The 20394-nt window shown below is 67.5% G+C and carries 14 protein-coding genes; 7 read left to right on the forward strand and 7 right to left on the reverse strand.

Features of this window, described 5'->3' with window-relative positions; all coding sequences use genetic code 11:
• Window positions 1-299 precede the first annotated feature (299 nt).
• The 4 genes from KF833_12610 to KF833_12625 all read right to left on the reverse strand — a co-directional run bounded on the left by KF833_12610 (window position 300) and on the right by KF833_12625 (window position 6164).
• Window positions 300-3572 carry a DEAD/DEAH box helicase gene (locus tag KF833_12610; GenBank protein MBX3746139.1) on the reverse strand — a complete coding sequence of 1091 codons (3273 nt, stop codon included), beginning with the start codon at window positions 3570-3572 and terminating at the stop codon, window positions 300-302.
• 69 nt (window positions 3573-3641) lie between these two features.
• Window positions 3642-3959, reverse strand: coding sequence for an isoamylase early set domain-containing protein (locus KF833_12615; GenBank protein ID MBX3746140.1), 318 nt, complete (start codon window positions 3957-3959; stop codon window positions 3642-3644).
• Window positions 3960-4162: 203 nt separating this feature from the next.
• Window positions 4163-5047, reverse strand: coding sequence for an acetoacetate decarboxylase family protein (locus KF833_12620; protein ID MBX3746141.1), 885 nt, complete (start codon window positions 5045-5047; stop codon window positions 4163-4165).
• A 52-nt stretch (window positions 5048-5099) separates the two neighbouring features.
• Complete coding sequence (locus KF833_12625; protein MBX3746142.1) at window positions 5100-6164, reverse strand: esterase; 1065 nt, start codon at window positions 6162-6164, stop codon at window positions 5100-5102.
• 570 nt (window positions 6165-6734) lie between these two features.
• On the opposite strand from KF833_12625, the gene KF833_12630 reads away from it, so the two are divergent.
• A complete protein-coding gene (locus tag KF833_12630) occupies window positions 6735-7346 on the forward strand; it encodes a HupE/UreJ family protein (GenBank protein ID MBX3746143.1) in 612 nt (203 codons plus the stop codon).
• Between the two features lie 138 nt (window positions 7347-7484).
• Here the strand turns inward: KF833_12630 and KF833_12635 are convergent, their stop codons facing one another.
• Window positions 7485-9659 (reverse strand): PQQ-binding-like beta-propeller repeat protein, encoded by a 2175-nt coding sequence (locus KF833_12635; protein ID MBX3746144.1) that lies wholly within the window; start codon window positions 9657-9659, stop codon window positions 7485-7487.
• A 190-nt stretch (window positions 9660-9849) separates the two neighbouring features.
• On the opposite strand from KF833_12635, the gene KF833_12640 reads away from it, so the two are divergent.
• The 4 genes from KF833_12640 (at window position 9850) to KF833_12655 (ending at window position 13961) form a co-directional block, all read left to right on the forward strand.
• The gene (locus KF833_12640) at window positions 9850-10884 is read left to right on the forward strand and encodes a phosphotransferase (protein MBX3746145.1); all 1035 of its coding nucleotides are present in this window, start codon (window positions 9850-9852) and stop codon (window positions 10882-10884) included.
• 11 nt (window positions 10885-10895) lie between these two features.
• On the forward strand, window positions 10896-12167 hold the full coding sequence (locus tag KF833_12645; protein ID MBX3746146.1) for a phosphopyruvate hydratase: 1272 nt from the start codon (window positions 10896-10898) through the stop codon (window positions 12165-12167).
• Window positions 12164-13066: an MBL fold metallo-hydrolase gene (locus KF833_12650; protein MBX3746147.1), complete on the forward strand. Its 903-nt coding sequence runs from the start codon at window positions 12164-12166 to the stop codon at window positions 13064-13066. Before KF833_12645 ends, KF833_12650 begins: the two co-directional genes overlap by 4 nt.
• A gap of 76 nt (window positions 13067-13142) precedes the next feature.
• Window positions 13143-13961 carry an alpha/beta hydrolase gene (locus tag KF833_12655; GenBank protein MBX3746148.1) on the forward strand — a complete coding sequence of 273 codons (819 nt, stop codon included), beginning with the start codon at window positions 13143-13145 and terminating at the stop codon, window positions 13959-13961.
• A gap of 113 nt (window positions 13962-14074) precedes the next feature.
• On the opposite strand, the gene KF833_12660 is transcribed toward KF833_12655, so the two are convergent.
• A complete protein-coding gene (locus tag KF833_12660) occupies window positions 14075-16033 on the reverse strand; it encodes a S9 family peptidase (protein MBX3746149.1) in 1959 nt (652 codons plus the stop codon).
• Window positions 16034-16723: 690 nt separating this feature from the next.
• On the opposite strand from KF833_12660, the gene KF833_12665 reads away from it, so the two are divergent.
• Complete coding sequence (locus KF833_12665; protein MBX3746150.1) at window positions 16724-17656, forward strand: hypothetical protein; 933 nt, start codon at window positions 16724-16726, stop codon at window positions 17654-17656.
• Here KF833_12665 and KF833_12670 read toward each other — a convergent pair.
• The gene (locus KF833_12670; protein ID MBX3746151.1) at window positions 17625-19709 is read right to left on the reverse strand and encodes a PQQ-dependent sugar dehydrogenase; all 2085 of its coding nucleotides are present in this window, start codon (window positions 19707-19709) and stop codon (window positions 17625-17627) included. The genes KF833_12665 and KF833_12670 overlap by 32 nt on opposite strands.
• Window positions 19710-19778: 69 nt before the next feature.
• On the opposite strand from KF833_12670, the gene KF833_12675 reads away from it, so the two are divergent.
• Window positions 19779-20381, forward strand: coding sequence for a methyltransferase domain-containing protein (locus tag KF833_12675; protein MBX3746152.1), 603 nt, complete (start codon window positions 19779-19781; stop codon window positions 20379-20381).
• Window positions 20382-20394: the final 13 nt, after the last annotated feature.

Raw genomic sequence — 20394 nt, forward strand, 5'->3', positions numbered from 1 at the left:
TGCCTCGGCAACCAGCACCGGTTGCCACCTCCCACCACCTTTCCCTCAAGGATGACCCCGCGGTTCGGCAGGATGAGCCGGCTGTACCGGATGGGCCTCTCGATCTTGGCTACCAGCCTGTGAAGGAAGGAGGACCGGCTCCAAGGACCCCATGGCATCTCCATGGTCCAGCACCTTCAGAGCCGCCCTCCCCGATGCGGGTGCAGTAGGCGCCCCACGACGCGCCATTCGCCATTCGCCATTCGCCATTCGCCATTCCCCATTCGCCCCGCCCCTCCACAAACCAGCCCGTGCCCTCATCAAAGCAGCAGTTCCTGCATCTCCTCCCAGGTCAGGGACCCCGCCAACTGTTCCTCGCCGCTGAGCACCCCTTTCAGCACCTCGCGCTTGCGCTGCTGTAATTGCAGGATCTTTTCCTCGACCGTCCCCCGAGCAATCAACTTGTAGCTGGTCACCACCCGAGCCTGCCCGATCCGGTGGGCCCGGTCCGTGGCCTGATCCTCCACCGCCGGGTTCCACCACGGATCGAAGTGAATCACCGTGTCCGCCGCCGTCAGGTTCAATCCCACCCCCCCCGCCTTCAGGCTGATCAGGAACACCGGGATATCCGGCGTCCCCTGAAACCGCCCCACCACCTCCCCCCGCTCCCTTGTCGATCCATCCAGGTACTCGTACCGCACCTTCTCACGCTCCAACGCCTCCCGCAGCAAGGCCAACACCTTCGTGAACTGGCTGAAAACCAGCACCCGGTGCCCCCCGTCCAGCACCTCCTCCAGCAATTCCAGAAACGCCGCCATCTTCCCCCCCTCCTCCCCCTCCTCCCCCTCCTCCCCCTCCTCCCCCTCCTCCCCCTCCTCCATCCTCCGCCCTCCGTCTTCAGTCCTCTGCCTTCCATCCTCCGGCATCCTCCCTCCGTCCTCGTCATCCACTCCCAGCAACCGCAGGTCGCAGCAGGCCTGACGCAGACGCAGCAGCGCCGTCAGCACCACCATCCTCCCTTTCGCCAGACCCTGCGCCCCCACGGCCTCCGTCACCTCCCGTCGGGTCGCTTCCAGCAATTGCTTGTACACCGCCGCCTGCGCTTCGGTCAGTTCGCACCACACCACCTGGTCGATCCGGGCCGGCAACTCGGGGGCCACGTCGCGCTTCAATCGTCGCAGCAGGAACGGGCGCACCCGCCGGGCCAGCCGCGACTGCGCCGCCGCATCGCGTTCGCGGACGATCGGGGCCTCGTACCGCTCCCGAAAATCCTGCGCGCCCCCCAGGTACCCGGGCATCAAGAAGTCGAAGATGCTCCACAGGTCCAGCACCGAGTTCTCCAACGGCGTCCCGGTGAGGACCAGCCGGTAACGTGACCGGATCGCCTTCACGGCCTGGGCGTTCAGGGTCTGCCGGTTCTTGATGTGCTGCGCCTCGTCCAGTACCACGGTGTCGAATTCGATTCCCCGGTACCGCTCCAGGTCCCGCCGGATCAGCGCATAGCTGGTCACCACCAGGTCGCTCTCCCCGATGCGCTCGAACCGATCCTCCCGAGCCGACCCCTCCAGCGCCAGCACCCTCAGCCACGGCGCGAACCGGCCCGCCTCCGCCACCCAGTTCGACACCAGTGACGTCGGACAGACCACCAGGTGCACCCCCCAACCCTCGTCGCGCCCGCTCCCGCCCCGCACCCGTCCCCGCCCCAGATGCGCCAACGTCTGAAGCGTCTTCCCCAACCCCATCTCGTCCGCCAGAATTCCCCCGAATCCGTGCTGGCGCAGAAATCCCAGCCACGCCACGCCCCGTTTCTGGTACGGACGCAGCACCCCCTCGATCGGCCCCAGGGGCGGGCATTCGATCGCTACTTCGCCGGTCTGCATCCGCGCCCGTTCCCGCCACGATGCCGGGGCCTGCGGTTCCCACCCCTGTTCGCGCAACGTCGCCTCGACGAATCCCGCCTGCGCCTGGCTCAGCCGGTACCCCCCCTCCTGCTGTCGGGGCGCCGCATCGATCAGAATCTGCTCCAATTCCTCCACCGCCCCGGTGTCCAGCACCGCCACCTTCCCATTCCCCAATCGCGTGTAACTCTGTCCGCCCCGCAACAACCGCTGCACCTCCGTCATCGGCAATCGTTCCCCCCCGGCGCTCCCGAAGCTCACCTGCAGGTCGAACCACTGCTCCCCCGAGGGCGCGATGGAGAACCGTGGCTCGATCCGTTCGAGGTTCTTCTCCGCGCTCCGCTCCAACCGCTCGTCCAGCGTGACCTTCCACTCCCGTTCCAGCCGCCCGAATTCCCGCGCCAGAAAGGTCAGCACCGGATTCTGCCCGACCAACCGATACCGCCCCTGCCCGTCCGGCCCGGCAAACCCATGCCGCGTCAACCGCCCCAGCGCCGCCCGTTCCGCCGCCAAATCCCGCGTCCCATACCGCCGCGGATCCCCGGGGTCCGGCAGCCAGACCCCCTCGGAGGCGTCGTTCATTCCCACCGTCATCACCCGCGCCCCGTACACGCATTGAAGGTGGGCCGTCAACGACGCCAGCCCCCCCTCAAGCCGCAATTCGAATCTCGGCGCCTGGGGTGCCAGCACGAAATCCGTCACCGCAAAATCCGCCTCCACCTCCGCACCCCGTTCCAGCGCCGGCCACACCCCGCTCAGGAACGTCGGCACCTGCCCCCGCGTGTATCGCATCGGACCCGCCAGCACCCCGAGACACTCCTTCGGCAATCCCAAGGGCCGGATCGCGTCCGCCCCCACCACCCAGGCCCCCCGTTCCCCCATCACCACCGCCGGCGGACGTCCCTTCCCCCGCCAGTCCACCACGATCTCCCCGCTTGGCTTCAGCATTGCCCGCAGCGGCGCCCGCCATGCCTCGCGCGTCACCGCCAGCGCACGGCTCTTCCCCACCGTCACCCGCGGATGCCCGACCAGCGCCTCGATCAACGTCGCGAAATCCACCCCGCCCACCTGCACCATCGACGGCGTGTCCCCACCCGACAACAACTCCGCCACCTCAATCAACCGGAGGTCTTCCGGGGCCAGCCGGAACACCCGGTCCGGCGGCAGCGACGCCAGCGGCGTCCGCCCCCGGCTCCATGCCCCCTCGAAAAACGCCGTGCCCCGCCCACGTTCCAATCCCTCCGCCAGGTTCGGCGGCAGAATCACATGAATCTCCAACGGCTCCCCATCCTCCGCCCCCTCCGGAGCCCGACGCAGGCGCCGCGCGTCCTTGCTCCCCGCCCGCACCGATCCTGGCCCCGCCTCCGCCGCCGCCCGTCCTGCCGTTCCCGCCGGGCCACCCGCAGGGGCCGCCGGCTTGATCGCGTGCAATCCCACCGCCACCGAATGCGCGCACAAGGTCCCCCATTCCCGGGAAGGCCGGCACGTGCACAGGTTCTCCGCGTCGTTCTCGCGGTGGATCGTCAGGCCCGCCCGGTAACTCGTCGTCCCCGACTGCACCACCCCCCGCAACACCGGCGCCGCCCAATGCGAACTCAACACCCGGTTCTGCGCCAGAATCCCCCGCGCCTGCTGCACCACCTCCCACCCCGCCAGCCCGGCCAGCAGCTTCTCGCTCAACACAATCTCGCCCATCGGACCGCCAGTCTCCGCCGACCCCGCCCGTCCACGAAAGATCGAATTCCAGCGGCGCCTCCGCCGCGCTCAACTGACCGACATCAGACTCACCCGCTCGTTCCGCTCGTTCCGCGCCACGCCCTGCGCCTTGGGATCCAGCACCGGCTGATCGTCCACCAGGAACACGTACTGGTGGTGCCCATGGTGCAGAGGCACCTGCAAATGCCATGCCCCGTCCGGCCCGCGTTCCATCAAATGCACGCTGGGATCCCACCCGTTGAAGTCCCCGATCAAAGCCACCCGCTCGGCCTGCGGGGCGCGGCAGAAGAAATTGACCGGCTTCCGCATCTTCTTCGCGGAATACCGGGGCGACGAGGAACCGTGGGTCGATTCGGGACGATGCATGGCACAACTTCAGTACGTCTCTCGACCCCGTGCGCTTACGTTTCGCCCGTTGGGCCGACCCGGTAAGAAGCAGAGCCTGAACCACGCCGCAAGCCACAATTGGCCAGTGGTCCGAAATCCGATTCGAAATGCCCCCACCCCGTCCCGCCCCAAACCCCCATACAAAGGGGCGAAGGGCCGACCTCCGCAACCCCTCACACCTGTCATGCCACCGGCGTCCCCGGCACCGGCGCGGTCGGAGCCGGTGGCCACGCCTCACTCAAACCCAGCGCCATCACGCTCTCCATCCCCTCCGGCACCTCCGACGGCGCCTGGTCATAGGTCAGAAACCAGCTTTCGATATGATCATCCAACAACCCGTCCGCCGAGGGAATGAACGCCGTCATCAGCGCCTTCTGATCGATCTCAAGGTCCTTCATGCGCTCCGCCCTCGGATGATCCCCAAGGACGAACCGGGCCCGGGCGCTCTCCAGCAGGCAGACCCCCGCCCGCCCCTCAAAGAAGATGCGCGACTTCATCAGCATCCCCCGAAACGCGCAAAAATTGGCCGCACTCATCCGCAACGGCACCAGCAGATGCGCCGGACGCTCCATCTCGATGTACGCGAACAAGGCCCCGTCCACGTCGTACTGGCTGCTCACCGTCCGCTCCCCCACCACGAAGTTCAAACTCCCCTGCCGCTTCGGCATCCCCCAGATCCCCTTCCCGCCCTTGACCGAAATCTCCGAGGAAACCGGCAGCTCGATCACGTACTGCCCGATATCAACCCCCTTCGTCAGCCATTCCGCCGGCGAAATCGAGCCGGTGTCGGCCCCGTGGTTGCACGCAATCCCCACGCTGTACTCGATGTACCGCCCGATCGGCGTGCTCTGGTAGTCAATGACCGTCACCACCAGCAGTCCCCGGTCCCGGAAGCGCAGCGGCGATACCTCCTTGCCGGGCATGAATCCCCGCGCCTTGTCCGCGTTGATCGGAAACAACGCCATCAGCACCGGCGACTTCGTGCATCGCACCGGGAGCGTGAACGGAATGCCATCCACCAGGGCATGCTGGCCCGACTGTTCCTGGAGCCGTTTTCGAGGATTCATGGGAGGTATGCGATTGGGGTCGATTGAGGGGATTCCCGCCCGGCAAACGTCGTCAGCAGGTCCGGTCCAATTCCTCGATCATGAGGGGATGCACATCACGCGCGGCATCCTTCCCCATGAACATGTCCAGGTGACCGTAATCCGGCACCACGTGGAGCGTGTGGTAATCCCTGCGGAACGAACTCAGGTACGCGTGGGATCGCTCCTGGCTTTCGGGTAGAAAACAACGGTTCTGCTCGCCGGAAAAAAAGGCGAACCGCGCCTCCGTGCGGGGCGGTTGCGCCGCGAAGTCCCGCGGCAGGCTGTCATGCCCCTCCACCGACACCAGGCTCCCGTGGCGCACGCACGCGGCAATCTGCCGGAAGAACGACAGCGGCACCGCGTCGAACTCCCCCTTGAGCCATTCGTGCGTGGCCTCGTTCAGGTTCTCGTGGCGCCACAAGGCCGGCCGCCCCGCGCCATAGGTGAAGCTCACCCCCTTGCACACGCTGTTGCGGCACTCCCAATGGCTCAGATTCACGAACAATGTCACCAGCTTTGCAAACAGCGTGGGCGCCTTCACCCCCCAATGCGGATTGAGATAGTCCGTGAACGGGCCGATCGACGGCAGCAGGTACCTCAACTTCACCCCGGACCACGCCGGCACCACCGGATGAATGGATACCGCGTTGCTCACAATCGTCGTCACCTCCGGCACCAACCCCGCCAGCGCCGACATCGCGAACCCCGTTGATCCCTGACAATGGATCACCGCCTTCAACGATGACGCCCCCGATTCCCTCAGGACCGTTCCCACCGCCGCCGGGTGGTCGTAGACCGCCGCCTGATCGAGCGTCCACGGGTTCGCCGGAAAATCGATGCTCGCCCGCCAGTTCTCCAGCCACACGTCGTACCCGTGACGTATCAGCACGTCCACGAAGGTCGTCTCCACCGGGGCCAGAAAGATGTTCGCCCGCACCCCGGCACCATGCACCAGCAGCACCGGACCGCGGTCGGGCGGCCGTTCGCCCCGCACGTGCAGGACATTGAGTTCCCGTCCATCCCCCGTCCGGAACGGAACCACCCGTGTCGCGTAGGGCCGCTGAGGAAAAAGCGGGGTCGTCGTTTCCGAGCTCATCAAACTCCCTTCCCCCTGCCCCCCGCTGCCGCGAACCCACGTCGACCACCGACCACCGGACTCCGACGGAACCGACGGTCATGGACGCGCTCAACGAGGATGAAGGGTTCTAGTGCCCCCCTCGAAATCCCACAACAGAAATTCCCAATAATAATAAGACAGGTTGATTCACGTTGACCTCAGTCAACAGTCAACATGGATTGTCTGCCTCTTTGTCAACAACAGCGGATGGATGGACTCCGGACCGGCCACCCGCCCGGTCGGCGGGTGTGACGTGCTTGATTCAACCGCAAAGACCATCCCCGCGGGTGAGGTGTCCCATGAAATCAAGCAGCGTATGCGGCCGTACCTTCCAGCACGGATCCGCGCCGCTCAAAGTTTTGCCCCTCCCGAGTTCGCGAATTCCTCCGCCACGTTCCGGAATACACGAACCTGCGGCATCGCTGTTGCCTGCACCCATCCGGTTTGCCTAGTGTCCTCTCGTCGGACGGCGCTCTGCCCGGGCCACCCCCGGCCCCGGGACGGTCTGCCGACCGGAGTCGGTTCAGGACCGAATTCCATCCCAAGACTATGAAACTCCCCTTGCTCCCCCGGACGCAGACCCGAACGGTGTGCGGGCTTCTGGCCCTGTTCATGCCCCTTGCAGCATTCGCCCATCCCGGACATACGACTCCATCCGGGTTCGCTCATGGTTTTGTTCATCCCTTTGGAGGATGGGACCACTTGCTGGCCATGCTGGCCGTTGGCTTGTGGGCCGCTCAACTCGGAGGTCGCGCCCGTTGGGCCCTGCCGGCCTGTTTCTTGGGAGTGATGGTGACCGGTGGAACATTCGCCACCCTGGGTTGGACCCTCCCGATGGCCGAGGGCCTCGTTTTGACATCGGTCTTCGTTCTAGGTCTCCTCCTGATGACCGCGGTCCGCGCCCCGCTCTGGCTCGCTGCCAGCCTCACCGCCCTCTTCGCCATCGGTCACGGCCAAGCCCACGGCGCTGAGATGGGCGCCTCCGCCACCGGACTGGCCTACGCATCCGGATTTGTGGTCGCCACAGCAATCCTCCACGGCCTCGGCGTCGCCGTCGGGCTCGCTGCCCAGCGCGGACGCCCACTCCGGCCCGTCCCCTGGCTCCGGTTCGCTGGAGTCGCCGTGGTTCTTGCCGGAGGCGCTTTCGTCGTGGCCGGCTGATCTGCTTTCCGGCCGACCTGCCTTACCCACCCGTCCACGCCCATCGCGCCAGCCCCCGCGGCCTGCGATGGGCGTTTGCATTTCCTGCGCCCGGTTCCCCGCCCGATTTGATCCGGCCACTCCCTACCGCCTACCTCCCTACCGCCTTCCCACCCTGGCATCGAACACCGCCAGTTCCCCCTCGTTGTTCCGTACCGCCAGAAACAGCCCATTGAACGCCGGCGTCGCATAACAGCGCCCGCCCACCGCCTGGAATCGCCCGACCGGCCCCAACCCGTCCCGCGTCGCCGGCGCCAGCACGACCTCGCCCTGTCGGGTCTGGAAAATCCAGTGCCCATCCGCCAGCACAAACGTTCCCGTCGGCACCGCGTCGCTTACCCACAGCGTTTCGCCGGTCTCCGCATCCACGCAGGTGAACTCCGCCTCGCTTCGCCGCTGCTCGTTGAAAGCGAACAACGCCCCCTCATGGACCACCGCCGTGTTGAACAACTGCGCGAATGCCCCATGGGTCCACACCGTCTCCATCGCCCCTTCACCCGGTCGCCACGCCAACAGCGCCGCCGGACCGGACCCCGTGTTGGACACCAGGATCCGTCCCCCCACCTCCACTGGCGTCAGCGCGTTGCAGAAATCCCGCGTCGTCATCGCGTGCGTCGCCACCGTCCGTCCGTCTCCGGCCGCCAGCACCTCCAATCCCTCCCCCTTGAACAGGGCCACATACGCCTCGCCCTCACGAACCACAACCCGGGCCGAACTGTACCCCGCCTCCCCGGCCCCGCCCCGCCACACCTCCGCACCCGTTGCCAATTCCAGCGCCACCGTCGTGCCCGCCGCCCCGGATTCCCCACCCACATCCAGGATCACCCTCCCCCCATGCACCAGGGGAGACTGCGCATAACCGTACACCGGGCGCTTGCCACCCAAATCCCCCACCAGGTGCCGGCGCCACGCCACCGTACCCGTTGCCGCTTCCAGCACTCGAAACTCCCCCTCGCGCGACAACACCAGCACCCGCCCACCCACCACCGTCGGTGTCGCCGCCGGCCCCGATGGCACGATCGCCATCGCATGATGGGTCGAGGCTGCCTCGAAGGTGTGCCGCCACACCTCCCGGCCGGTCGCCAGATCGAAACTGAACACGCTGTCGTTCCCACCCCCGTCATTCCCGGTCGCATACACGCGGTTCCGAACCATCACCGGCGAGGACACCCCGATCCCAACCCGCGCCCGCCACGCCAACGGCAAGCCTTCCGCAGGCCATGCCTTCCCCCAACCCGTTGCCCGCGATCGCCCGTCGCGGTCCGGACCCCGCCACTGCGGCCAGTCCCGAACCATCACCCCCCCGATCCGCAACGTTTCGACATCCCGCAACTGCCCCTGACCGTTCGCCCCACCCACCGCCAACAGGGTCCGCGCATCCAAGGCCACCATCCGGTGAAAAAAACGGGGCGTCGCCCATTCGCCCGCCTCCTCCCACGCCCCCCCGTCCGCCGACAATCGCCAGACTTTCCCCGACAACCCGGACACATACACCCGCCCACCCGCCACCACCGCCGCCCCACCAAACCCCCGCATCGGCGCCCGTGGCAGGCTGGGACCCTCCCGCCATGCTCCCGTTGCCACATCCAGCACATCCACCCGGCTCGAAGTGTCCTGCTCCTCCATCCCTCCCATGCAATACAACCTCCCTTCCGCCCCCACCACCGCCAGGGCCCGACGTGCAAAAGGCTGAGGTCGAACCTCCCATTCCAGTTCCCCCGCCGTCAGGTCCATCACCGCCATCTCCCGCCGGAACACCCCGCCGCTCCCCGCCCCGGACAACGTCCAGCCCCCCACCACGTACAACCGGCCGTCCAACACCCACGCATCGTGACTCGACCGCGCCTCCGGCAACGACGGCAATGCCTCCCATCGGCCCGTCCCCGGTTCAAACCGCGCCACCCGATCGAGCGAATGCAAATCGTGCTTCTCCCCGGGTGCGTTCCGGGCCGCCATCCCCCCCACCCGGATCACCCCGCCCCGGTGCGCCACCAGCGCCGTGCCCTGCGCCGGTTCATCCCCTGCCAGTTCAACCCATTCCCCACCGGCCCGCACCGGCAATCGCCACAACGCCCCGCTCACCCCTTCCGACGAGTACTGATGCGCCGCCCCACGATGGCCCCCAAACACATAGAGATCCTCCCCCACCATCGCCGCCCCGAAACTCGTCAGCGACTCCGGCATCTCAGGTGGAAAATCAGCGGCCCAACTCGGCATGCCCCACACTAACCCGCACGCCGCCAGCACCGCCATCACCCCGACTTCAAACTTCATTCTTTGCACCCCCCTCTTCTACCGCCCCCACCCCCACGGAACAGTCCCGTCCTTGCCCCATCCTGTCGCCCCCTTGCCCTTTCCCACCCCTCCTCCTCCAACTTCAGTCTTCCGTCTTCCGTCTTCCGTCTCCCGCCCTCCGCCTTTTTCCTTGCCCGTGCCCCGCTCGATATGGGCGCCTTGCTCCGTTGTGGGCACCCCCCTGGATATCGAAGACGAATCCCAACTCGTCGCCTGGCTCCGTACCCGGCACCACATCGCTCGTGATGAATCCCCACGCATCCGCATCCTCGCCGGCGGCGTCTCCAACCGGACCGTCCGAATCGATCGCCCCAATGGCGACTCCTGGGTGCTCAAGCAGGCCCTCTCGAAATTGCGGGTCCCCGTGGACTGGTTCTGCCCGCCCGAACGGGTCCACCGCGAGGCCCTCGGCATGCGTACCCTCGCCACGCTCGCCCCGCCCGGCGCCATCCCGCGTTTCCTCTTCGAGGACACCACCCACCATCTCATCGCCATGGAGGCCGTGCCCGAACCCCACGACAATTGGAAAACCCTCCTCCTCGCCGCCGCCCCTGTTCCCGAACTCGTCCGCCAGTTCGGTCAGTTGCTCGGAACTCTCCATCGCAACGCCGCTGCCCAGGCCACCCCCCTCAAGGAACCCTTCGCCGACCGTACCTACTTCGAAAACCTCCGGCTCGAACCCTTCTACACCTACACCGCCACCCGCCTCCCCGACGCCGCCCCCTTCCTCCAACGTCTCGTCGCCGATACCCGCGCCCCCGGCCGCACCCTCGTCCACGGCGATTACAGCCCCAAGAACATCCTCGTCCATCAGAACCGCCTGATCCTCCTCGACCACGAGGTCATCCACTGGGGCGATCCCATGTTCGATGTCGGCTTCGCCACCGCCCATCTCCTCTGCAAAGCCCATCGCTTCGCCGTTCGCAGACTCGCCTTCGCCTCCGCCGTCACCCGCTTCTGGACCGCCTACCACCAGGCCGCCGGCAGCCGCCTCGCCAGCCCCGCCGCCGAACGCCGCGCCGTCCGCCATACCCTCGCCTGCCTCCTTGCCCGCGCCGCCGGACGATCCCAGGTCGAATACCTCTCCCCCGAGGCCAAGTCCCGCCAGTGCCGCGCCGGCGTCCGACTCCTCGCCAACCCGCCCGAATCCATGACCGCGGTCGCCCCCGCCTTCCTCGACGCGCTCCAACGCCTCTCCCGCTGATTCCCATCCCCATGCCCACCCTCTCCCATCTGGACGCCCTCGAAATCCTCGACAGCCGCGGCCGTCCCACTCTCGAAGTCCTCTGCCAGTTCGACTCCGGCGCCCGCGCCTCCGCCCAGGTCCCTTCCGGTGCCTCCACCGGCACCGCCGAGGCCCGCGAACTCCGCGACGCCGATCCCCACCGCCACGCCGGACTCGGCTGCCTCCGCGCCGTCGCCCACGTCACCGGCCCCATCCGCGATGCCCTCCTCCACCAGTCCTTCGAATCCCAGTCCCAACTCGACACCACCCTCCTCCGCCTCGACGGAACTCCCTCCCTCGAACGCCTCGGCGCCAATGCCGTCCTCGGTGTCTCCCTCGCCTTCGCCCGCACCCATGCCGCCGAACGCGGCCTCCCTCTCCACCGCCATTTCTCCGGCCTCCTCCCCCATACCGCCTCCCCACCACGCCTTCCCCGCCCCACCATCAATCTCTTCAGCGGCGGCAAACACGCCGGCGGCCAGATCGCCATCCAGGATGTCCTCCTCGTCCCCCTCGCCGCCCATACCATGGCCGATGCCCTCGCCCATGCCTGCGCCGTCTTTCAAGCCGCCGCCCGCCTCGTCTCCGAACGCTACCGCTCCCGCACCCTCGTCGCCGACGAAGGCGGACTCGCCCCGGACTTCCCCTCCACCGAAACCATGCTCGACGACGCCGTCGAAGCCATCCGCCGAACCGGACTCGTCCCCGGTCGCGACATCGCCCTCGCCGTCGATGTCGCCTCCTCCCACTTCTACCACGACCACCGCTACCACCTCGATGGCGCCGCCCTCGACAGCTCCGCCATGATCGACCGCCTCGCCGCCTGGGTGGAACGTTTCCCCATCGTCAGCCTCGAAGATGGCCTCGCCGAAGACGACTGGGACCACTGGCCGCTCCTCCTCCAGCGTCTCGGCGAAAACTGCCTCATTCTCGGCGACGACCTCCTCTGCACCCATCCCGAACGGATCCGCCGCGCCGTCGCCTCCCACGCCGCCAACGCGCTCCTCCTCAAGGTCAACCAGATCGGCACCCTCTCCGAGGCGGCCCGAGCCCTCGAACTCGCCCGCGCCGCCTCCTGGCACGTGACCATCAGCGCCCGCAGCGGCGAAACCGAGGATCACTGGCTCAGCGACCTCGCCACCGGCTGGAACGGCGACCACATCAAAATCGGCTCCATCACCCGCTCCGAACGCCTCTCCAAATACAACCGCCTCCTCGCCATCGAACACGAAACCGCCTGGCCCCTCGCGCCCGCCCCATGATCCAGCCTCTCCTCCACGACGACGCCCTCCTCGCCGACATCGCCGCCGCCCGCGGCACCCCCGCCCCCTCCACCCGGCTCCACCTCTGGTGGCTCGGCCAGAGCGGCTACCTCCTCCAAACCCCCGGCCTCCATCTCCTCATCGATCCCTACCTGTCGGATTCCCTCACCCGCAAATACGCCGGCACCGACAAACCCCACGTCCGCCTCTCCGCCCGCGTCGTCGATCCCGCCCGCCTCGACTTCATCGACGTCGTCACCTCCAGCCACAGCCATACCGACCATCTCGATCCCGATACCCTCCGCCCCCTCGCCGCCTCCAATCCCCTCCTCCTCCTCCTCTGCCCCCGTTCCCAACTCGCCCTCGCCCGCGAACGCAGCGGCCTCCCCGGCGATCGCCTCGTCGGCCTCGACGCCCCGCCCGCTCCCCAGTCCGAACCGGCCTTCCGTCATCCCACCCTCCCCCTCCGCATTCACGCCGTCCCCGCCGCCCACGAAACCCTCGACCGCGACGCCGACGGCCACCTCGCCTGCCTCGGCTACGTCTTCGAGTTCGGCTCGTTCCGCATCTACCACAGCGGCGACACCCTCCGCTACGACGACATGGTCGAGCGCCTCCGCCCCTTCGCCCCGGACCTCGCCATCCTCCCCATCAATGGCCGCGCCCCGGAACGCCGCGTCGCCGGCAACCTCTCCGGACCCGAGGCCGCCCAGCTCGCCCACGACATCCGCGCCCGGCTCGTCCTCCCCTGCCACTACGACCTCTTCGACTTCAACACCGCCAGCCCCGACGCCTTCACCGACGCCTGCCGCCGCCTGAATCAGCCATTTCAAATCCTTCAACTCGGGGAACGCCTCACCCTCCATCCCGGCCCCGGCTCCGGGTCCGCCACACCCTGACCCGCCCATGCCCGATCCCGTCCCGTCTCCTCCCACTCCCGCGCCCCGTCCCCCGCGCCGTCCCCCGCCCCGCCCCATGTGGCAATCGCTCCTCCTCCTCCTCGCCATTCCCGCCGGGCTCTGGCTCTTCTTCCTCTGGTTCGAACGCGCCAACGTCTTTCAACCCACCCGCTCCTGGTCCGTCACCGGCCAGGCCCTCGGACGTCCCTGGGACGCCGTCCGGTTCTCCACCCGCGACAACGTCGAACTCAGCGGCTGGTACTTCCCCGCCGCCCCCGACGCCCCCTTCGCCGATCTCGCGGTCCTCATCAGCCACGGCAACGGTGGCAACATCAGCCATCGCCTCTCCCTCTACGCCCTCCTCCTCGACCTCGGCGTCCATGTCTTTGCCTACGACTACCGCGGCTACGGACACAGCCGCGGCTGGCCCACGGAAAACGGAACCTACCTCGACGCCGAAGCCGCCGTGGACTGGCTCGTGCAACGCGGCTTCCCCGAAAACCGCATCGTCGCCCACGGCGAAAGCCTCGGGGGCGGTGTCGCCTCCGAACTCGCCCGGCGCCGCCCCGAACTCCGCGGCCTCATCCTCCGCAGCACCTTCACCAGCATCCCCGATCTCGGCGTCGAACTCTTCCCCTTTCTCCCCGTCCGCACCCTCTCCCGCCTCCATTACGACACCCGCGCCCGGCTCCCCGAAATCCGCGTGCCCCTCCTCATCCTTCACAGCCGCTCCGACACCCTCGTCCGCTTCCACCATGCCGAGGCCAACCTCGCCGCCGCCCGCACCCCCAAGTGGCTCCGCGAAATCCACGGCGACCACAACGATCAGCCCGATGCCAGCCCCACCCTCTACGCCAACGCCATCACCGAATTCCTCCGCAACACCGCCCCTTGAGTCCCGAAGTCAGTAGTCAGTATTCAGTATTCAGTATTCAGTAGTTGGAAGTCGGAAGTCAGTAGTCGGAGGCCAGACCTCAACCTCAGATTTCAGGTTTCAGGCTTCAGGTCTCAGATTTCAGGCTTCCCCTTCACCAGCCGCTCCTGCAGGAACGCCGCAATCCGGCGGTAGGCGATGATCTTGTTCGACAACTTCCGGATCCCGTGGCCCTCGTCCGGGAATCGCAGATAGCGCACCTCGCCCCCGCGCGCGCGAATCGCCGACACCCACTCGTCCGCCTCCCCCACCGGCACCCGCGGATCATTCGCCCCATGCACCACCAGCATCGGCGCCACCACGCGATCCACCTTCCGGATCGGCGAGATCGACTCGAAAAACCGGCGGTCCTCAGGATCGTCAATGTCGCCGTACTCGATCACGTCGCTCGCCTTGAGCTGCGGCGACGCCTCCTCCAGCGCCCGAATCCAGTTCACCACCCCCACCAGATTCACCCCGGCCCGGAACCGGTCTGGAAACTCCGTCAGCGCCGCGCACGTCAGATACCCCCCGTACGATCCCCCCATCACCGCCACCCGTGACCCGTCCAGGTCCGCCCGCGTCCGCAGCCAGTCCACCGCCGCCCCAATGTCCCGCACCCCGTCCAGCCGCAGCCGCCGGTCGTCCAGACGCGTGTACCGCTTCCCGTACCCCGTCGATCCCCGGTAGTTCAGGTCGAGGATCGCAATCCCCCGCGTCAGCAGATACTGCAGCACCGGGTCAAACTCCGGACGCGACTGCGCCGTCGGCCCCCCGTGCAGATGGATCAGCACCGGGCTCCGCCCGGCCGGCGCACCACCCGGCCGGTACAAGAGCCCGAACACCGTCTCCCCATCGAAACTCGAATACCGGATCGACTCCGGCTCGACGAACGTCTCCACGCGCAACCCCGCCGTGTCCGAATGCGTCACCCTGCACGCCACCCCCCGCGGCTCCCACACCCACACGTCCCCCGGCACCCGCGGCCCCGTCACCTGCACCATCAGCACCCCGCGCCGATGCGCCCATCGAAGCCCGTAGGTCCCGCGCGGCAACGGCGCCACCTCCAGATCCTCGCCCCGCTCCAGATCGCGCACCCGCACCCTGGAGTACCCCTCCCGCTGCACCGTCCACGCCAGGTACCGCCCGTCCTCCGACAATCCCACGTCCTCCACCTCCGCATCGGGCGACTCCACCCATTGCAGCTCATCCCCGTCCAGTCGGTGGAACGCCAATCCCGCCCAATCCCGGTCCTGGTTCGTCGCCAGATAGAATCCCTCCCCCCCGCGGCTCCATTGGATCCCCCGGTACGTGGACGCATCGGCCGGCCGGAACACCGGGCGCAACATCCCCGTCTCCCAGTCCAGCAGCGACAGATCGTTGTCCGCCTCGCCCCGTGCCTGCGACAGCACCAGCCACCGTCCGTCCCGGCTCCAGCCCGTCGCGTACAATCCCCCGGAACCCTCATGCACCCTCCGCGGCTCCCCCGCCCGCCCATCCGCCGTCACCTCGACCGTGTAGATGTCGAAGTCCTCCCCGTTCCGTTCGGTCGAGGCATACGCCATCCGACGCCCGTCCGGCGACCACCCGCCCCACACCCGGAAATGCTCCGAAGGCGGCAACACCTCCCGCTCCTCGAATCCATCCGGCGAAATCAGATAAAACCCCTCCCGCTCGTTGCCGTCCCGGTCCGTCCCATAGGCAATCCAATCCCCGGCCGGACTCCACGACTGAAAGGTCACGCTCGATTCGAGAAAGGTCAGTTGCCGCGTCGCCCCGCCCTCCACCGCCGTCACCCACAACTGCGGTTGCCCCGTCGTCGTCGTCAGGTACGACACCCAACGCCCGTCCGGTGACAGATCGGGCTGGCTCGCCCGCCGCACCTTCAGAAAGCGCGTGATGTCCGGCAGCGGATCCCCCGCCAGTGTCTGCCATGCCGGCTCCGGAACCGGCACATCCTCCGGCCCCGGCGTCAACGCCGCCTCCGCCCCTGTCCCCCATCGAAGGAACACCGCGCAACCCGCCAGCACCTTCACGCACCTAGGAATCGTCACTACGGAACCCTCCCTCACAAGCACCTCCTTGACCTCACCCTGACAGTCACCCAGACCCCCTGTAAAGGCACCACTCGCGCCCCTGATCGCCTCCCTTGCATCCCGAAGTTGTGGGGAGAGGTGCCAATTTCGCGAGGCGTCGTCTCGGAGGGCCGAGCTCCACGAGGCCGCAGCGGAGTGGTGCCATGGATTGAGGACTCGCGGAGCTCGTCCCTCCGATTCGCTGCCCCCTCACCCACAACTCCGGGATGCACCGAATCGGCGCGTAAGCGGCGAGAGTGATGACGATATAAATAGTCAGGCCATTTTTGCTGACCGCTACCCAGCTATATAGTCAGGCGTCTTATTGATGACGGCTCGTTCCAGCCCGGCACTCCACGGAAATCCCATCTCGCCACGGGTCTTCGATCCTACTTTGCCGATCCCACTAATAGAGGATCAGTCAATTGTATTAGGCCTGGCCTATTCTACTTGGTCCGGTTCTCCCCTCGATGGTCTGCACCAAACCCGCTCGCCCTCGTCCAAACCTTCCCCGAAGCGGCAGTTCGAACCCTCACGTCCCCAGAAAGCCTCATCCATCCTCAAGCCAGATCGCTCTCCAAGGATTCGGGCCCGACCTCCAAAGCCACAGTTCCGCTTGCCGGCGCCCCCCCAAAGGCCCGTAATCCTCGCCGCAACCCCTCTCCCATCATGCAACGACGAGCATTTCTCCGAGCCGGAACCGTGGGCTTGGCCGGCCTCGCCCTGACCGTCCCCGCGCCCCTGCGCGCCGACGCCGCCCCGCACCCGATCGCCTGGCAGGCCCGGCGCCGTACGGAACAGCCCGACGGAACCTGGAAGATCATCGAGGAAACCGCCTCCTGGGCCCCAAGGCAGACGGCCGTGATCATCTGCGATATGTGGGACCTGCACCACTGCAAGAACGCCACCGACCGGGTCGCTGAACTGGCCCCCCACCTGAATCGCTTCGTCGTCGAAGCCCGCTCGCGCGGCGCTTTCATCATCCATGCCCCCAGCAGTTGCCTCACCCCTTACGAACACCTTCCCGCCCGGCGCCGTGCCCAGGAAGCCCCCAAGGCACCCAACCTTCCCCCCGAAATCAGCTCCTGGTGCCACCGCATTCCCGCAGAAGAAAATGGCACCTACCCCATCGACCAGTCCGACGGCGGTTGCGACACCCCCGAACCAGCCCAGACCGAATGGTCCAACTGGCTGAAAGCACAGGGCCGCAATCCCAACGCCCCGTGGCTGCGCCAGATCGATGTCATCGAGATCCGCGACGAAGACGCCATCAGCGATTCCGGGGTCGAAATCTGGAACCTCCTCGAGCATCGCCAGCTCCCCAACGTCCTCCTCGTCGGAGTTCACACCAACATGTGCGTCCTTGGCCGGCCCTTCGGCCTGCGTCGCATGGTCGAAAATGGCCGCCCCACCATGCTCGTGCGCGACCTCACCGACACCATGTACAACCCGAAAAGCTGGCCCCACGTCGATCACTTCACCGGCACCGACCTCATCGTCGAGCACATCGAGAAATACGTGTGCCCCACCACCACCAGCGCCTCTCTGCTCGGCGGTCAACCGTTCCGGTTCAGGGACGACCGCCGTCCGCGCCCGACCTGACCGGCACCAACCGCGACAGCCGGTCCCGGGGATGCCCGGCCAGCCAGCCGCCGTATTCCACCAGGTAAATCCCTCCCTCCCCATCCCACGCCAGAGCGGTCGGCCCCCCGGCCAGCCCGGTGACCAGGGCCACGCTCCCACTCACTTCCCCATCCTCCGCACCGGTCCGAGCCAGCCGCACCACCCGGCGCGCGAAGTCCCCGTACACCAAACCCCGCCCCAGCTCGTCCGGCCATCCCGTCCCCGGCTCGCCCTCCAGATACGGTCCCACCACCACCCCGGCCCCACGCTCCCTCGCATAGCTGTACCAGGGCCCCATTGCGTCAGGCAGCGGACAACCCGCTCCAGATAACGTGTCGCGCCCCCGCCCGTCACAACGCGGCCAGCCGTAGTTCCCTCCCGCCTTCACCAGGTTCACCTCCTCGCGGTCCCTGGGTCGGTCATACCCTACATCCCCCACCAGCACCTCGCCGCGACCCCGCCGCAAGGTCAGCGAAAACGGATTCCGGAAACCGTACGCATACACCTCGGGACGCGCCCCGGCCCGACCCACGAACGGGTTGTCCCCAGGCACCCCCCCGTCCACGTTCAACCTCAGGACCTTGCCCCACAAGCTGCCCAGGTCCTGCGGCGGACTGGACGGGTCGTCGTAGAATCGCTCGGTCCACTCCGGAACCTGCTGGTCGCCCACCCCAACGTAGAGGCACCCGTCGGCACCGTTCCAAAGCAGTCCCCCGCCCTGCCCCTGCCCATGGTCCGCACTCGGCATCTCGATCAGCACCCGTTCCGACGCCAGGGGCACCCTCCATTCCCCTCCGTCCCGCACCGCTGTGAATCGCGAAACCCGGTTCGCATGCCCCACCGGAATCATCGGGGCCCTATGGACGTAAAGGTGCCCGTTCGTCCGGAACCCGCCGTCGAACGCGAAGGAATACAGTCCCCTCTGACCGGTGGCGTTCACACCGAACTGCCCCGCCAGTCGATGCCTCCCCGTCGAAGACTCCCAGATCCACAACTGCCCCCGCCTCCCCGCAAACCACACCGCCCCGTCCGGATCCACCGCCACATGCACCGGCTCCGGAATGTCCCCCTGCACCAGCACCTCGTACCGCAACCCCGCAGCCGGACGCGCCTGTTCTGCGGCACGACGAAGCCGGTTCGCCTCCCGCATCCCCTCCATCTCCCCTCGTATCGCCTTCACCGCCTCCCCCAGCGAGTCCCCGTACCCGGCTTCCCCGTCCGGCCCGCTGATCACCACGTACCCATCAAACCGCTGTTCATCCAGCTGACTGAGCAGCCGACGCCAGTCCAGCCGGCCGCTCCCCCATCCCACCGCCCGGGCCTGCGGGGAGATCGCGCTCAGATCGCCGACATGGACCCCCAGCAGTCGCGTCCGCAGTACCGCCAGTGCTTCATGCGGATCCACACCTGCCCGGGTCAATTCCAGGACATCCGCCACCACCCCCAGTCGCGGATCGCGCCCGCGCAGCCAGCTCATCAGTCGTGCCGGATCCGTCCCGCCCAGTCGCGACCCCGGTCCGGACACCGGCACGGTCGCCAGGGCCAGCCCGATGTTGTGACGACGCACCATCCGTTCCAGATGATCCAATTGATCCAACGTCGGTTCCCCCACCAGCACGCGGATCCCCAGTTGCTCCGCCCACTCGAACAACCGCGCATTGGCCCCGGGGTTGTTGCTGAACCGCACCCGTGCCGCCACCAGGCGGACCCCCGTCGTCGCCACCTTGAGCCGCAACGCCGCCTGCTGCGGCTCACCCATCTCCGGACCCAACCACCCTTCCGGATGCTCCCGCCCGAGCGGCCCCCCCATCCGGACCTCCAGAAGCCGCAGACCGGCCCGGTGCGTGGCCTCGATCGCCTCGATCAAACCCAGGGGTTCCCATGCCGCCGCTGAAGCGCCCAGCGCCAGCCCCCCCACCAGCACCGACTCCGGCTGGCGCGACGCGATCCCCGCCGACCAAACCGGCCCCGCCTGCACCCACCCGACCAGGACCCCGATCGCCACCCCGCAATGTCTAAGCACTCTCGCCACGCCACCCACCCTACCGCGAACAGTCGGGCTTTCCCGGCAATTCTTCCCTAACCTCGCCCGGTGGAATCCTTGTCCGCCAGTGCCTGGGAAGACCGCTATCGATCCGGCGAAACCCCCTGGGAAAAAGGCTCCGGAGCCCCCGGGCTCATCGACTTCCTCGACCATCATCCCAGCCTCCCACGCGGCACGGTCCTAATCCCCGGCTGCGGTACCGGTCACGATGTCCGCTCCTGGGCCCGTCACGGCTTCGCCTCCACCGGCCTCGACCTCGCACCGTCCGCCATCCGCCGCTGCTGCGAAGCGCCATCCGATCCCGCCTGGCAGATTCACTACTCGGCAGGCGATTTCCTCGGCGACCAACCCTCGACCCGGTACGGCTGGGTGTTCGAACACACGCTCTTCTGTGCCATCCCTCCCGCTGACCGCGATCGCTACGTCCTCGCCGTCCGCCGCTGGCTCCAACCCGGCGGCCACTTCCTCGCCATTCACTACATGCTCCGGGACGACGGTGACGGCCCCCCGTTCGGCTGCACTCAGGAGGAACTCATGGAGCGCTTCACCCCCCACTTCGAGCTCCTGCGCGGCTGGATCCCCCGCTCCTACCCGAATCGCACCGGCCTCGAACTCATGCTCTGGTGGCGCCATCGCCCCGCCCCCTCCCAACCCATCTGATTCGCATCCCCAA

The organism is Verrucomicrobiia bacterium (assembly GCA_019634625.1).
In the GTDB taxonomy this organism is placed as follows: Bacteria; Verrucomicrobiota; Verrucomicrobiia; order Limisphaerales; family CAIMTB01; genus CAIMTB01.